We start from the raw sequence: 13,861 nt of genomic DNA, 5'->3' as shown, positions 1-13,861 counted from the left end.
ATTCCTGGTGCGCGGCACACGTCGTTTGTTCTGCGGCATTTGGTCTGTGGTCGGCACAGAAACACCAAAGCAGAAGGTGCCGTGGAATCGCCCCACACAACACTGACGGACCGATCGGCGCTGTTCAATGCAGAGAGACTTCGAGGTGACTTATTCTCGCCACAACGAATCGTCATGGGTCCGTGTGCATGCGGTCAGAGTTCGCTGAACGTCCTGCGGTCACCAGCGGTGCTCTCACATGCCCGTGACCGGGGTCTCGATCGGTTCGTCGGGCTGTTCGCAGGCGTGGGCCAGGGAAATGTCAGGAGCCGGACGTGACCTGGGCCTCATCGATCCCGTCCCTCCGGTCTGACATCCTCGGCGCAGGCATCGTCGCCGCGCCCCTGAGTGGGACGCGGCGACGAATCGGTGCTCGAGCGCGGAACGCTGCCCGCAGTTCAATGCCTGATCACGAACCGATCAGATCACAGACCGTTCAGGCGGTAGGGGACGAAGCTGTCGTCCTGGTCATAGGGGTAGGAGACTTCGTGGGCGACCGAGCCGAGCGAACCGTTCTCCTCGAGGGCGTGGTAGGCGGTCTTGTCGTCATTGGCCCAGCCGTTGAAGATGACCACATGGCCGTTGGCGCCCTCGGTGCCGGGGCCTCCCTTCATCAGGACGTCGCCGGGCTTCAGTTCGTCCTTGTCGATCTTGTGGGAGACATCGGGCAGAGTCACGGTGTTGAGGCTGTCATCGAGTCCCCAGGCCATCGAAACGAAACCCGAGCAGTCCATCCGGTGCTGCTTGCCCTGTGGATCCGGATGGGTGGCGTCCCAGTTGTAGGGCACTCCCTGGTCGACCCAGGTCTGGGCGCGACTGATGATCTCGTCGCGGCGGTCATCTGACTGCGCCGAGGCGGTTCTGCCGGATTCTGCCTGTGCAGCCGAGGACTGTGCAGTGGAGGACTGAGCGGCGGGTGTCTGGTCGGCCTGTGCCGGTGCGGTGGTCATCATGGTTCCTCCGGCGAGGATTCCCGCGGTGAGAACGGTGGCCGTGAGTGTGCGCGAAATTGTCATCTTCTCTCCTGATGCTTCTCGTATGTGCACTTGTGACGTCGGAACATTCGGTTTCGGGGCACGGCCGGAGTACGGCTTTGGGGCGTATCAGCTGATCGGGTCGACGTCCTGGTTGCCCTCGACGAGCTCGGTCGCCAGGGGCTCCCACTTGTCGTATTCGTCGGGGAACGCGGAACCCTGCACTGCCTGTGCGGCGGCTCCCAGGGACAGCGTCTCCCACCCCGGGACCTGGATGAGGCCGCGGTTCGCGCCCTCGGGGTTGACTCCGTCGAACGACTTCGACGAGTAGATCGGGTCGGTCACCTGAGCCAGAGTGCCCCACCCCATGGAGGGACGCTGTTGGAACAGACCGGCGGAGTCGCGGTCACCCCCGTCGACGTTGATGAGACTCGACTCCTGCAGGGCCGTCATCACGGCGATCTTCTGCGCCTGTGCCGACAGTTCTGCACCCTTGCCGACAGCGATGATCGTGCGAGCATTGTCGATCTGCTCCTGAGTGAGCTGCGTGGCGTCCTGGGTGCTCGGGACCTTGCCGCCGTCGAGGGCCTTGCTGGTGAACGGAGCGGCCTCCTTGGAGACGGGGGCCGGCTCTGCAGACGCAGCGGTCGCCATGGAGACACCGCCGGCGATAACAGCCGCGGAAAGGGCTGTCACCGCGAACTTGCGTACGAGTTTCATCAGTTCCCACTTTCCAGTTGTGTCGGGCGTCGGGTCCTCTCGGCTTCCTCCCACCGAGTTCAACGTGACCCTGATCTCGTGCCCGCAATCCAGGCTGTCGGATCGGAAGAGCGTGCTCAACAAACAGACCGTCAATGGAGAGGCAATGGGATTTCAACTCGCTTTGAACTGCAGGTTTCCCTGTCCTCAGCGTTCCCTGAACGGATACCGGATGGAGCCGGGGCTACGCTGTTTCCATGACCGCAAAGCTGCCAGTCGACGCCGCGCAGGCCATCAGGTCCTACCTGCGTATTGCCGATCGGATCCTGCCCGGCGGCATCATCGCCTGCGGGGTTACCGGGTCCATCGCGCTTGGCGCTTATCGTCCGGGGCGCAGCGACATCGACCTCGTCGCGGTCATCGCCGAGGATTGGCGCACGCGGCCGGATCTCATCCGGAGACTGCGCCTGCTCCACCTCTCGCAGGTGCCCCGCCTGACGGTAGGGGCGACGCGCGGGCGAGGTGTGAGTGCGTGCTGCAATACCGTCTTCATCGCCGAATCCGAGGTCAGTCGCCCCGTCACCGAGATCCGTCCGATCGCCTCCCATACGGGTGAGATCTTCGATGCGCACGGCGCGTTCGACGTCAATCCAGTGATCTGGAAGGAGCTCGTCGACAGCGGCATCACGGTGCGGGGACGACCGATCGCTGCATGGGATCTCGATGCGCAGCCGGATCAGCTTCGACCGTGGATCCGCACGAATCTGCGGGAGTATTGGATCCCGCTGGCAACGCAGCTGCACGAGCGTCCGCCGCAAGATCCGAAGGCTGTGCTGCGGCGACTGCTGACGTCCCCGAGGGGGCTGACCGCGAGCACCGTCGAGTGGTGTGTGCTCGGTCCCGCGCGCATGCATCACACGCTCAGTACCGGGGAGATCATCGGCAAGGACGAAGCCGGACGTCACGCATTGGACGCATTTCCTCAGCATGCCCCCATCACCGAAGTGGCCCTGGCCAAGGTACGGGGCGCGCGGATCCCCTCCGCACCGTCACGTGCACAGTGGCGAGGACTGACCGCCTCGGCGATGGAGGACATGATCGAGGACGCACTGGCTCTGGGCAACCCACGGATAAACTGATACGGTTCTCGTACTATATTCGGAGCGATCAGACTCTTCGGGGTGGGGAACTCATGGACATCACGGTATTCGGGGCAAGCGGACCCACCGGTCTGCTCGTCTGCAAACAGGCCCTGGCCGCGGGGCACTCGGTGAGGGCGGTGAGCCGTCGGGCCGATCGCCTTCCGCTGCCTAGGCATGACGATCTCGAGCAGGTGTTGGCCGATCCCTGCACAGGCGTCGGCGTCGACGAGGCGCTCGACGGCGCGCACGCTGCACTGTCGGCGTTGGGAGCCGCGTATACACGCAAGCCGATCGACATCTACTCAACCGGAACCTCGAACATCGTTTCGGGTCTGCGAGAGCGCGCGGCCGGCCGGCGCCTCGTCGTGGTGAGTTCGGGTCTGACCTATCCGCCGCCGCGGACCAACATCTTCGGCGACCTGGTCCTCTTTCCCCTGCTCCGCAACGTCATCGGTCGCACCCTCTACGCCGACATGCGGTCGATGGAGGAATTCCTCCACACCTGCGATGACATCGACTGGACAGTGATGCGACCGGGCAGACTCATCAACCGCGACCGGGTCTCGCAGTACCGACTCACACCCGACTTCCTCGACGGCGGCTTCACGTCCCGTGCCGACCTCGCCGCAGCTATGATCGCCGAACTCGAGGAACCGCAGCACATCCACCAGGCAATGGCTCCGGCAACCGATCGCCGCGCGAAATGAACGGCGACACGACCGGGACTCAGAGCCTCAGGGTTGCGATTCGCGAATTCCGAATCGAACTCGTCATTCTCAACGACCGGGTCGCCCGGTCCGTCGGCCTGCAACCACGCGACCTCGACATCCTCGATGTCATCGACCGCGAGGGACCGTGCACGCCCTCACAGGTCGCCGAGCGAATCGGCTGGAGCAGAGCGACGATGACCGGGGTGCTTTCCCGGCTCGAGAGGGACGGGTGGATAGAACGCGGCACCAACCCCTCCGACGGGCGCTCGATGACCATCCGCTCGACCACACGGTTCGCCGAGCTCAATGCGGCCTATGCGAAAGCCGACAGTGTGCTCGACGAGGATGAGCCGAGTCCGGAGATCGTGGGATTCATCGCCGAGGCGGCTGCGCGCCTGCGGGCGGTGAACCGCTCGGGCTGAGCGTCCGATGCTCCACCGAGGCGGTTCCCCCTTCCCTTATTTCGCGATGAAGTGGAGGCGCTTATTCACGAACTCACCCATCCCGATCGGACCCATCTCACGACCGAAACCAGACCGCTTCACCCCACCGAACGGCAGCTCAGCAGCCTCAGCAGCAATCGTGTTCACATGCGTCATCCCCACCTCAAGACGAGCCGCCACACGATCAGCACGCCCCTCATCAGTCGAGAACACCGACCCACCCAAACCAAGAGCACAATCGTTCGCCAACTCGAGCGCTTCCTCATCGCTGGACACCTTGAAGACAGTGGCCACGGGGCCGAAGATCTCCTCACCATACGACTCGGAATCCCTGGGCACATCGACGAGCACCGTCGGCGCATAATACGCCGCCGGGCCCTCTCCCAGCTCACCGCCGATACGCACCCGAGCGCCTTCAGCAACGGCCTTCTTCACCTGCGCATCAACGGTCTCCGCGGCGTCACGGCTCGACAGCGGCACATACTCACCCTCACCCAGATTCATCGGATCCCCCGGAGTGAGTCCGGTACCCAATCGCACGAGTTCGGCAACGAAGTCGTCATAGATGTCGTCCATGACAATCAGGCGTTTGTTCGAGTTGCAGACTTGTCCGGCGTTATACGTCCGGAACTCCCACGCCTCACGCGCCACAACCGCAACATCGTCGGCGTCGAGAACAACCATCGGATCGATGCCACCGAGCTCGAGCACGGCCTTCTTCAGGTTCTGACCCGCCTGGGCACCGATGATCGCACCCGCCCGCTCCGACCCGGTCAACGACACACCCTGGACCCTGGGGTCAGCGATCATCGCAGCGATCTGATCATGGCCCGCGAACAGGTGCGAGTACCCGCCGGCAGGGACACCGGCGGCGTGGAAGATCTCCTCGATCAACAGTGCCGACCGCCCACAGATGTCGGCGTGCTTGAGCATGATCGTATTGCCCAACACGAGATTCGGGGCAGCGAACCGGGCGACCTGGTAGTAGGGGAAGTTCCACGGCATCACACCCAGCAGGGCACCGACCGGCAGGGATTCGATCCGTGCAGTGCCGGGGATGGTCGACGGGATCTGGTAATCCGTGGCCAGACTGGGGCCGTGGACGCCGTAGTAGTCGATGATGTCGGCAGCGAACTCGACCTCGTCAACAGACTCGGCATACGACTTGCCCATCTCCACCGAAATGGTCCTGGCGAGTTCGTCCTTGCGCTCATGGAAGATCTCCGCAGCCCTGCGCACAACCGACGCCCGCTCCTGAATATCGGTGTCCTTCCACGTCAGGTACGTGGAGTGGGCGGCAGTCACGGTGGCTTCGATCTCGGCATTCGTTGCCTCGGGGAAGGTCTCGACGACCTCGCCCGTGGCGGGATTCTGAACACGATAGTTCGACATGGTTGCTCCTTCGCGGTCTCCGGTCGGAATCGCATCTGCGCGACCGGAGACGGTCAATGGTGAGAATTTCTGGTGGGCGGTCAGTGCTGCGACCAGGGCAGCGCGCCCGGATATGGGGATTGTGAGGCGATGAATGGCGTCGCTGCGGCCCCATCACCGCAGTCAGTTATCACCCATACCATCGACGGAAGCGCCCGAATCGGCGCGAACGATCATTCCGACTTGATCGTAATACAGGTCACGGAGTTTCGCCGAGGCGGCCGCCCACCGACCCGAGAATAGATCCGTCATCGAGGCGACCCGTCCGGTAATGCCGTAACCGTTCTCAGCGCACGACTTCGCGGTGTGTGGTGTCGAGTCGGCGCGTCCAGCCTCGGCCGTCGAGGTGTTCGAGCAGGGGGATGACGACACGTCGGGTCGTCCCCAGCGCCTGCCTCGCCTGGCTTGTGGTGAAGGGCTGGTCGAGACCGGCGAGGATCCGCATCGCCTGCGCGGGGGTGCGCGGAGCCACGATGATTCCGTCGCCGAGGCGCAGGATCCGTCCCGCCTTCTCAGCGACCGCGAGCTCCCGCGCTCCGAGGCCGAGTTCTCGCAGATCATCGGCTTCTGGTGCGGCGAACGGGTCGGCTGCGAGTCGGCGCTCGATCTCGGCGATACCGGCTTCGGCGGCACCGAGTCCCGCGGTATGCCCGGGCGGGCGAACCATTCCGTCGACGCCTCGAGTCCGGCTCGGGAGATGATCACGTTCAACAGTGCGAGAATCGCGGCACCCGTGCCATCGGGCAGGGGCACTGTCGGCTGCACCTTCCCCTTCGATGAATCATCGCGATTGGTCGCGCCGGACCGTCTGCGGCTCGGGGCCGGGGTCCGGCGCAGTGATTCGGCAACGGCCTTGACCGGCACTCCCGCGGCCATCGGCGAGGCGGCGAGCTCGCGGCTAACCAGTGATTTCGCCGACTCGACCCAAGCGGTCAGCCTCGGCGAGTGGACGAACCAGCCGCCCACATCCTCAACGTCGGCAGGCAAGGATTCGTCGACGGGCACCTGCAGACCGAACCGGGTAAGGACGGTGCGTTCGACGGCTCCGCGGCGGGCCACCTCGGCGAGGATATCGCCTTTCACAGGACGGTCGGCGAGCTCCCGAGCGCGGCGGGCGCCGTCACCTCTCCGAGACAGTTCGGGCGGGTCGACGTCGAGCACGAGGAGGCCTGCGAAGACGTTGCGGCTGCCCGGGGCACGGAGCACAATCCGGTCGCTGACCTGCAGCGGAAGCGGTCGGTCGAGGGTGAGCCGGGCGTGGTCGGCATCGAAGGCTCGCAATCGTGCGGGTACGGCGGCGGTGCCGATATGGGCCATGAGTTCGTGGATGCCGGAGTCGAGGGCCTCGCCCATGGTGCGGCGCACGTCGATCGTGTCGACGATCGGCCAGGCCCCGCTCGTGAGCAGTGCGTCGCCGCGGTGGAGGTCGTCGGCGGGGACGTCGCGGAGGTTGACGGCCACGCGGGCCTGCGGGACCACCTCGGTAGTGGTGGAATTACGGGACTGCAGACCCCGTACGCCCACGGTCCGGTCGATGGTCTCTCCGCGCAGCTCGACACTGTCGCCCGTGGTCAGGGTGCCTGCCGTGAGGGTCCCGGTGACGACGGTGCCGGCACCCTTGATGGTGAAGGCCCGGTCGACCCACAAACGCACCCTCCCCGAGGTGGTCGGAGGCTCGGCCGTAGCCGTGACCTCGTCGAGGACGCTGATGAGTTCGGGCAGGCCTTCCCCGGTCGTGGCCGAGACAGTGACGATCGGTGCTGCTTCGAGTGGTGTTCCACGCAGCTGCGCTCTGACCTGGGCCTTTGTGGTCTCGACGGAGTCAGGGGCGAGGTCGGCCCGGGTGATGACGACGAGGTCGTGGGTGATGCCGAGCGCATTGATCGCGTCGCGATGGTCAGTCGATTGGGCTTGCCAGCCCTTGTCGGCGGCGATGACGAAGCAGGCGATGGGGGCGGGGCCGAGCCCGGCGAGCATGTTCGCGAGAAACTTCTCGTGCCCGGGCACGTCGACGAAGGCGATCTCGCGGCCCGAGGGCAGGGTGGTCCAGGCGAAACCGAGGTCGATGGTCAGTCCGCGCTTCTTCTCTTCGGCCCATCGGTCGGGTTCCATCCCGGTCAGGGCGTTCACCAGGGTCGACTTCCCGTGGTCGACGTGTCCGGCGGTGGCGATGACGAAAGTGTCAGGCATTGTCAGCACGGACTCGCTTGATGGCGGCAGCGATGCGGTTGTCTTCGCTTTCGGGTACGCAGCGCAGGTCGATAAGGCATCGTCCCTGGTGGACTCGGGCGACGATCGCAGGATCGCCGCGGCGCAGCGGCTCGGTGAAGGCTTCGGGCAGTTCGACCGCCCAGCCGGACAGGGGCACTCCGGGGGCTCCCCCGCCGCCGACTCGTCCGTCGTGGTCGACGATCGTGGCACCGACCGTCGCGGCGAGGGTTTCAGTGCGTTTCCGCAGGTGATCTGCGTCGATGTGGAGGGCGTCGTGGATCGGGTTCGCCGTGTGCGTGATCGTGGCTTCGAGGGCGGCGAGGGTCAGTTTGTCCGTGCGCAGCGCTCTGGCCAGAGGGTGTTTGGCCAGTGTCTGCACTGCTTCGGTGCGGCCGAGGATGAGGCCGGCCTGCGGTCCGCCCAAGAGCTTGTCGCCGGAGACGATGACGAGGTCGGCGCCGGCGCGCAGGGCGGTGTCGATGTCGGGTTCGTCGGGCAGGGCAGGGTCGGGAGTGAAGAGTCCGGAGCCGAGGTCGACGATGAGCGGCAGGTTGTGCTCGTCGGCGAGTCCGCGCAGGTCGGCCACCTCGACGGAGGAGGTGAATCCTTCGACGCGGAAGTTGCTCGTGTGCACCTTGAGCAGGCAGGACGTGTCGTCGCTGATGGCCTCGGCGTAGTCGGCCACGTGGGTGCGGTTCGTCGTGCCGACCTCGCGCAGGCTGACGCCGGTGGTGGTCATGAGGTCGGTGAGGCGGAACCCGGCACCGATTTCGATGAGTTCGCCGCGGCTGATGATGATCTCGCCGGAACCTGTACCGCGACCGCGCATTGCAGTGACGGCCAGCAGCAGGGCGGCCGCACCGTTGTTGACCACGAGAGCATCCTCGGCAGCCGGGCTCGCCTGCAGCAGGGCGGCTTTCGCTCCGGTGCCCCGCTTGCTGCGTTTGCCGGTGCCGAGGTCCATTTCGACGTCGACATATCCGGCGGCTTCGGTGATCGCCTGGGTTGCCGCAGGTGAGAGCGGTGCCCGGCCGAGGTTCGTGTGGACGAGGATGCCAGTGGCGTTGAGCACTGGGGTCAGGGAGGAAGCCGAACGGGAATCAAGCTTGGAGGTGATGGCGGGGGCCACCTCGGCGACGGGGATCTCACCGGCCCGGGCGGCGTTCTGCACCTCGGAGATGATGGACTTGATGGTCGCCTGGTTGAGGCGCTCACCTGCTGCGATGACCTCGGGAAGGGCGAGGAGATGGTCCGTGCGCGGAATGGACCGGCGCGGGTCAGGTTCGACCATGGGGCGGCCTCCTCTGTGCGGGGTCACGGCGGCGCCGCTTGGTCGGCGGGACCGCGAAACGGTTGGCGGAGGCGGACGGGAATCGAACCCGCCAGACCGAGATACTCGGTCTCACTGGTTTTGAAGACCAGGGCGCCCACCAGGACACGGACGCCTCCATCGGTCATCCTATCGTGGGACGGCGGGTGGTCACAGCGGTCAGAGGAGGGGGCGTTCGTCGCGATGTGGACGCCCATCGGACCTGGTGACGGTCCTGTCACATGAGTGTTAGTCTCCGGGTATGGCTGAGATTCATGACCGTCTGACCTCGTTCGCCCACGGTGGAGGATGTGCGTGCAAGATCCCGCCGGGTGAACTCGAGGACGCGGTGCGCGGGCTGGTCGGTCATTCCGGTCCAGATGTTCTCGTCGGCCTCGATGACGGCGATGATGCCTCGGCGGTGCGAGTCCGTGACGACCTTGCGGTGCTCTCGACCGCGGACTTCTTCACCCCCGTCATCGACGACGCATACGACTGGGGACGGATCGCCGCGGCCAATGCGCTCTCGGACATCTACGCGATGGGCGGGACCCCGGTCACCGCGATCAACCTCGTCGGGTGGCCGCGGGAGAAGCTGCCGATGGAGCTGCTCACCGAGGTCCTCCGCGGCGGACTCGACGTCGCGGCGCAGGCGAACTGCCCGGTCGCCGGCGGGCATTCGATCGACGACCCCGAACCGAAGTACGGGATGGCCGTCACCGGTGTGGCCCACCCGGATGAACTCATGCGCAATGATTCCGCCGAGGCGGGGCTGCCCCTGACATTGACCAAGCCGATCGGCGTGGGCATCCTCAACAACCGACACAAAGTCACTGGTGAGACCTTCGACGAGGCTACCGCCACAATGACCGCTCTCAACGCCGAGGCCTCACGTGCGGCCGTGGCTGCAGGCGTACGAGCGGCCACGGACGTCACCGGTTTCGGTCTGCTCGGGCACCTGTTCAAGATGGCGCGGGCCTCCGGGGTCGGAGCGGTCATCGATGCGGCCGCGGTGCCCCGCCTCGGCGGTGTCGATGAGTCGATCACGGCCGGGTACGTGTCCGGCGGGACGAGACGAAACCTCGACTGGGTGCGGCCTCATCTGACCGCGGATGATTCGGTGACCGAGGACGACCTGCTGCTTCTCGCCGATGCGCAGACCTCGGGCGGGCTGCTCGTCGTCGGCGAACTGCCCGGTCACCCGATCATCGGCGAGATCGTCGCAGGCTCGGGCGTGCACGTGCGGTGAGTTCGTGCCCCTCTTCCGCCGAGTCCGCACGACCATTCGGACGATGGGGGCCACAGCCATCTGGACTTCAGCGATTTCTCGTGCACGCAGATTGAGCGTCATCGGATCATCAAAGCCGGAGATTCCGTGAACGAGGAGCACGGTACTGCCTGGGTCACAGCCCAGCTGAGTGGCGGTGCGTGGGAGTGCCCCTGAGGCCCTCTTGTTCGAGTGTTTCGCTGTGTGCCAGCAGGGCCTGGTAATCGACGGCGGCCCCCTGGAGCAGCACCTCGATCGCGTGTCCGGCCTCGGCATCACCGAGGTGTTCAGGACTGAACACCGCCCGGTAGTGCACCAAGGATGCGACGACGTCGAGCAGCAGATCGCGGTCGATGGTGTCTCTCAGAGCACCGCGAGCGACAGCCCGATCCAGGGTCTGCCCGACTGCGGAACGCGCTGGTTCGATAATCGTGGTCAGGTACTGGTCTCGGAGCTCGGGAACCGGAGCGCAGTCTGCATAAAGAGCACTGAGGGTTTCGGGGTGAATGGTCCGGTAGGCAGCGAGGAACACATTGAAGCTCTCATCGATGTCGCACAAGGTGCACCCAGTGTCCGGAGGCGTGGGAACGTCCAGCCGAGATGCAATCGCGGCCAGGACCAGAGGAGCGCGCCCGGACCAGCGGCGGTAGATCGCCGGTCGGGACGTCCCCGCGAGTCGGGCAACGGATTCCAGGGAGATGCCCGGATACCCGTCCTCGTCGAGGATACCCAATGTGGCGGCGATCAGGGCATCGTCGATCTCCCTGCTCCGAGGCCGACCTCCGGTCCCCTGCCTCGCCGGGGCTTCCGCCGAATCGACTGAATCCGTCATGATCACATTCTAAGACGTCGATTCAATGCACGTACGATGCGTCTCCTTGCAGCTGCCATTGAGGGGTTGTGTGCCACATTCTTATTACATTACGCTTTGTAACGTAATGTAATACGCGAAGGAGCCTGTTATGACCTCGCCCTCAGCACCGACAGCCAATCATGATTCACTCGTGAAAGCCCCGAACAGAGACGACCACGATCAACGTCCGGTGCGAGTGCTGGTGATCATCGGGAGCGTCCGACAGGACCGATTCGGTCCCGTGCCTGCATTCTGGGCGGTCGGACAAGCACGGAGGCGCGCCGATGTCGACGTGGATGTACTCGACCTGGCAGAAGAGGACCTGCCGGTGGTACTGACCGGCGAAGAGGCCCGCCGCCCGGAAAGAGTGGCCGGGTTCTCCCGCCGCATCGGTAGCGCCGACGCAGTGGTGATCGTCACGCCGGTCTACAACCGCGGTTATCCGGCCTCGTTGAAGAACGCCATCGACTGGGTTCACGAGGAGTGGGCCGCGACGCCGGTGGGGTTCATCTCCTATGGAGGACGCGCCGGGGGGGATCGAAGCCGTCGAACAGCTGCGCACTGTCTTCGTGGAACTGAACACCATGACCATTCGCAATGTGCTGACCTTCCCCAACTTCTGGGATAACTTCACCGACCACGGCTCCCCCACTAATTCTTCGGCGATGACCGAGGCCGCCACGAAGTTCTTCGACCAACTCATCTGGTGGGCCCGCGCACTGCGCACAGCACGTAACAGGAGCTGCTTATGAGCCGCGGTGACCTCCTCCCCGACGCACACGGACTCTGCCCACAGGTCCGTGATGTCGTCGAGACTCGGACGAACGCCCGATCCGATCCGCAGATGGACGGCAACGGCGCACGACCGGAGATCAATGCCCCCGTTCTCATTCCACGACCAGATGACACCTGGTGGGTTCCGCGACGCCGGAAAGCCACCCTGAGGAGCTGAGCAGACATGACCCCGAGTGAAACCGAGCGCCCGACATGGCGCCAGTGGACCGCCCTGCTGCTGTTGGGACTGCCCATGTTCATGATGGCCACCGACTTCACCGCGATCTTCTTAGCCGTGCCCCCGGTGGCCGCCGATCTCGAACCGACGGCGACCCAACTGCTGTGGATCGTGCACATCGGAGAACTCGTCGCCGCCGGCACACTGATCACGATGGGCTGGCTGACCGGACGAATCGGACCGCGCAGGTTGCTGCTGCTGGCTGTGGCTCTCTACGGGATCGGGTCAGCACTGGCGGCGTTCGCGCCCGATTCCGAATCCTTTCTGGTTGCGCGCATCCTGATCGGTACGGCGACAGCAGCAGCAAGTCCCGCCGCCTTCGCAATGCTGCGATGGCTGTTCACCAGCACCCGTCATCACAGTGTCGGCTTCGCAGTCGTGATGGGGGCATTCCCAGTCGGTTCAGCACTGGGCCCACCGTTGACCGGTCTGCTTCTCGACCACTTCTGGTGGGGCTCAGTGTTCCTCATCAATGTTCCCGTCGCAGCCATAGCGGTGTTGGGCGGTCTCTGGCTCTTCCCCGATGCGGCAGAAAGGACTGCCGATCGGATCGACATCATCAGCGTCGTGACCTCGATGGCGGCAGTGATGCTCATGGTCTTCGGCCTCCAGGAGATCGCCGATCGAGGCTTCTCTGTGGCCTATGTGCTCTCAATCACCGGCGGCGGCGTGCTGGGCTGGTGGTTCGTCGACCGACAGCGTCGAATCTCCAATCCCTTGGTGGATCTGAGTCTGTTTGCCTCTCGTGTGCTGCGCATCCTGATGCTCTTTTTCCTGTTCTCGCCGCTGGCCTTCATGGCCGCGGACTTCATCCTCATCCAACACCTGCAGATCGTGGTCGGCATGTCGACCAGCAGGCTCGGGCTGGTCTTGGCGATTCCTGGGGCTGCCTCAATCGCCGCTACTGCACTGACTCCCGCCCTGACTGTCAGATTCGCCCCGGCCACGGTGATGACCGTAGGGGCAGGCACTGGAGTATTGGGACTCCTGGTGGTCCTGGTCGCGGTGATTGCCCACCCGGTCGCCTGGCTGTTCGCCGTGGGGATGACGATCGCCGCCCTGGGAGCGAGCCCGCCGATGGTTCTCGGTGCACAATTGGTGATCACCTCCGTATCGAAGATGCAGACCGGCCCCGTTTCAGCGCTCCAGGACATCAGTGCGAGCCTGGGCAGCGTTCTGGGCATTATGGTCCTCGGCAGCCTGTCAACGGCCGTGTACCGCGTCAACCTGCAGTCTGCCGCACCCGACGGACTCTCGGACGACGAGTCGGCTGCGGCCGCCGACAGTCCCGGCGCGGCAGCGGCGATCGCAGCAGAGAGCGGCGGAGGCTCAGGAGACCAGGTGCTCACCAGCATCCATGACGCCTGGACCTCGGCAACAGTGACCGTCTACGCCGCAGCAGTACTCGTCGGGGTCGTCATCGCCGTCTTCGTGAGTCGCGGGCTGCGCGGTGTCAGGCTCCCCTCCGATCACATGGATGACGGTTCGGAATCTGACACGTCGCTGCCAAGTAGTGAAGTCACGCCGAGCCCGGCGACGGAGTCGAAAGCACCCACCGAGTGCCAGCCCGAACCGTGACGGAGAAGACATGCGCGGGAGTCAATCGGCACCGCGACTCGGATCGACCAGCAGACGAAAGACTCAACGCGGCGTGACGTACTCGTCACGGAAACGCCGGAAACCACTGAGGAAGAGCCAGTGGAAGAATCCGAAGATCGGCGCCGCCAGGAACACCTCCCACTCTGTGAACGCCCTTCGCCGTTGGTCGCAG

General features: G+C 64.9%; 13 protein-coding genes, 1 tRNA gene and 1 pseudogene. 8 read left to right on the top strand and 7 right to left on the bottom strand.

Going from position 1 to position 13,861, the window contains the following annotated elements; translation table 11 throughout:
* Positions 1–464: 464 nt before the first annotated feature.
* Positions 465–1,055 carry an NlpC/P60 family protein gene (locus tag AC2W7L_RS00475; protein WP_486002785.1) on the bottom strand — a complete coding sequence of 197 codons (591 nt, stop codon included), beginning with the start codon at positions 1,053–1,055 and terminating at the stop codon, positions 465–467.
* 87 nt (positions 1,056–1,142) lie between these two features.
* Complete coding sequence (locus AC2W7L_RS00470; RefSeq protein ID WP_486002784.1) at positions 1,143–1,733, bottom strand: hypothetical protein; 591 nt, start codon at positions 1,731–1,733, stop codon at positions 1,143–1,145.
* Positions 1,734–1,969: 236 nt separating this feature from the next.
* Between AC2W7L_RS00470 and AC2W7L_RS00465 the strand changes: the two genes are divergently transcribed.
* Genes AC2W7L_RS00465 through AC2W7L_RS00455 form a run of 3 tightly spaced genes read left to right on the top strand, consistent with a single transcriptional unit; the run spans position 1,970 to position 3,986 of the window.
* Positions 1,970–2,851, top strand: a complete 882-nt coding sequence (locus tag AC2W7L_RS00465; RefSeq protein WP_486002783.1) for an aminoglycoside adenylyltransferase domain-containing protein — start codon at positions 1,970–1,972, stop codon at positions 2,849–2,851.
* A 53-nt stretch (positions 2,852–2,904) separates the two neighbouring features.
* Positions 2,905–3,561, top strand: a complete 657-nt coding sequence (locus AC2W7L_RS00460; RefSeq protein WP_486002782.1) for an NAD(P)-dependent oxidoreductase — start codon at positions 2,905–2,907, stop codon at positions 3,559–3,561.
* Complete coding sequence (locus AC2W7L_RS00455; RefSeq protein ID WP_486002781.1) at positions 3,558–3,986, top strand: MarR family winged helix-turn-helix transcriptional regulator; 429 nt, start codon at positions 3,558–3,560, stop codon at positions 3,984–3,986. The genes AC2W7L_RS00460 and AC2W7L_RS00455 overlap by 4 nt, the downstream gene beginning before the upstream one ends.
* A 36-nt stretch (positions 3,987–4,022) precedes the next feature.
* Here AC2W7L_RS00455 and AC2W7L_RS00450 read toward each other — a convergent pair whose 3' ends face one another.
* From AC2W7L_RS00450 to AC2W7L_RS00435, 4 genes and pseudogenes are all read right to left on the bottom strand, one after another.
* Complete coding sequence (locus tag AC2W7L_RS00450; protein WP_486002780.1) at positions 4,023–5,399, bottom strand: NAD-dependent succinate-semialdehyde dehydrogenase; 1,377 nt, start codon at positions 5,397–5,399, stop codon at positions 4,023–4,025.
* 325 nt (positions 5,400–5,724) lie between these two features.
* Positions 5,725–7,628: pseudogene (gene selB, locus AC2W7L_RS00445) on the bottom strand (selenocysteine-specific translation elongation factor).
* Positions 7,621–8,940 (bottom strand): L-seryl-tRNA(Sec) selenium transferase, encoded by a 1,320-nt coding sequence (gene selA / locus AC2W7L_RS00440; RefSeq protein ID WP_486002779.1) that lies wholly within the window; start codon positions 8,938–8,940, stop codon positions 7,621–7,623. The pseudogene selB and the gene selA overlap by 8 nt, the downstream one beginning before the upstream one ends.
* 63 nt (positions 8,941–9,003) lie before the next feature.
* Positions 9,004–9,098: transfer RNA gene (locus AC2W7L_RS00435), tRNA-Sec, on the bottom strand.
* A 122-nt stretch (positions 9,099–9,220) separates the two neighbouring features.
* On the opposite strand from AC2W7L_RS00435, the gene selD reads away from it, so the two are divergent.
* A complete protein-coding gene (selD, locus tag AC2W7L_RS00430; RefSeq protein ID WP_486002778.1) occupies positions 9,221–10,207 on the top strand; it encodes a selenide, water dikinase SelD in 987 nt (328 codons plus the stop codon).
* Positions 10,208–10,361: 154 nt separating this feature from the next.
* Here selD and AC2W7L_RS00425 read toward each other — a convergent pair whose 3' ends face one another.
* Positions 10,362–11,057: a TetR/AcrR family transcriptional regulator gene (locus AC2W7L_RS00425; RefSeq protein ID WP_486002777.1), complete on the bottom strand. Its 696-nt coding sequence runs from the start codon at positions 11,055–11,057 to the stop codon at positions 10,362–10,364.
* 130 nt (positions 11,058–11,187) lie between these two features.
* On the opposite strand from AC2W7L_RS00425, the gene AC2W7L_RS00420 reads away from it, so the two are divergent.
* From AC2W7L_RS00420 to AC2W7L_RS00405, 4 genes are read left to right on the top strand one after another with little or no spacing between them, the layout of a single operon-like run.
* Positions 11,188–11,706 (top strand): NADPH-dependent FMN reductase, encoded by a 519-nt coding sequence (locus tag AC2W7L_RS00420; RefSeq protein ID WP_486002776.1) that lies wholly within the window; start codon positions 11,188–11,190, stop codon positions 11,704–11,706.
* Complete coding sequence (locus AC2W7L_RS00415) at positions 11,648–11,830, top strand: hypothetical protein (protein ID WP_486002872.1); 183 nt, start codon at positions 11,648–11,650, stop codon at positions 11,828–11,830. The genes AC2W7L_RS00420 and AC2W7L_RS00415 overlap by 59 nt, the downstream gene beginning before the upstream one ends.
* Positions 11,827–12,030, top strand: a complete 204-nt coding sequence (locus AC2W7L_RS00410; RefSeq protein ID WP_486002775.1) for a hypothetical protein — start codon at positions 11,827–11,829, stop codon at positions 12,028–12,030. Before AC2W7L_RS00415 ends, AC2W7L_RS00410 begins: the two co-directional genes overlap by 4 nt.
* Before the next feature lie 6 nt (positions 12,031–12,036).
* Positions 12,037–13,668, top strand: a complete 1,632-nt coding sequence (locus AC2W7L_RS00405) for an MFS transporter (protein WP_486002774.1) — start codon at positions 12,037–12,039, stop codon at positions 13,666–13,668.
* Positions 13,669–13,861: the final 193 nt, after the last annotated feature.

This window comes from Brevibacterium sp. LAARM3_SD1 (assembly GCF_057364765.1).
This window is presented reverse-complemented; position numbering and strand designations above follow the sequence as displayed.

Excerpts from the sequence above, each read along its gene's own strand:
- AC2W7L_RS00475 (WP_486002785.1), bottom strand. The coding sequence starts at position 1,055 with ATGACAATTTCGCGCACACTCACGGCCACCGTTCTCACCGCGGGAATC.
- AC2W7L_RS00470 (WP_486002784.1), bottom strand. The coding sequence starts at position 1,733 with ATGAAACTCGTACGCAAGTTCGCGGTGACAGCCCTTTCCGCGGCTGTT.
- AC2W7L_RS00465 (WP_486002783.1), top strand. The coding sequence starts at position 1,970 with ATGACCGCAAAGCTGCCAGTCGACGCCGCGCAGGCCATCAGGTCCTAC.
- AC2W7L_RS00460 (WP_486002782.1), top strand. The coding sequence starts at position 2,905 with ATGGACATCACGGTATTCGGGGCAAGCGGACCCACCGGTCTGCTCGTC.
- AC2W7L_RS00455 (WP_486002781.1), top strand. The coding sequence starts at position 3,558 with ATGAACGGCGACACGACCGGGACTCAGAGCCTCAGGGTTGCGATTCGC.
- AC2W7L_RS00450 (WP_486002780.1), bottom strand. The coding sequence starts at position 5,399 with ATGTCGAACTATCGTGTTCAGAATCCCGCCACGGGCGAGGTCGTCGAG.
- selA (WP_486002779.1), bottom strand. The coding sequence starts at position 8,940 with ATGGTCGAACCTGACCCGCGCCGGTCCATTCCGCGCACGGACCATCTC.
- selD (WP_486002778.1), top strand. The coding sequence starts at position 9,221 with ATGGCTGAGATTCATGACCGTCTGACCTCGTTCGCCCACGGTGGAGGA.
- AC2W7L_RS00425 (WP_486002777.1), bottom strand. The coding sequence starts at position 11,057 with ATGACGGATTCAGTCGATTCGGCGGAAGCCCCGGCGAGGCAGGGGACC.
- AC2W7L_RS00420 (WP_486002776.1), top strand. The coding sequence starts at position 11,188 with ATGACCTCGCCCTCAGCACCGACAGCCAATCATGATTCACTCGTGAAA.
- AC2W7L_RS00410 (WP_486002775.1), top strand. The coding sequence starts at position 11,827 with ATGAGCCGCGGTGACCTCCTCCCCGACGCACACGGACTCTGCCCACAG.
- AC2W7L_RS00405 (WP_486002774.1), top strand. The coding sequence starts at position 12,037 with ATGACCCCGAGTGAAACCGAGCGCCCGACATGGCGCCAGTGGACCGCC.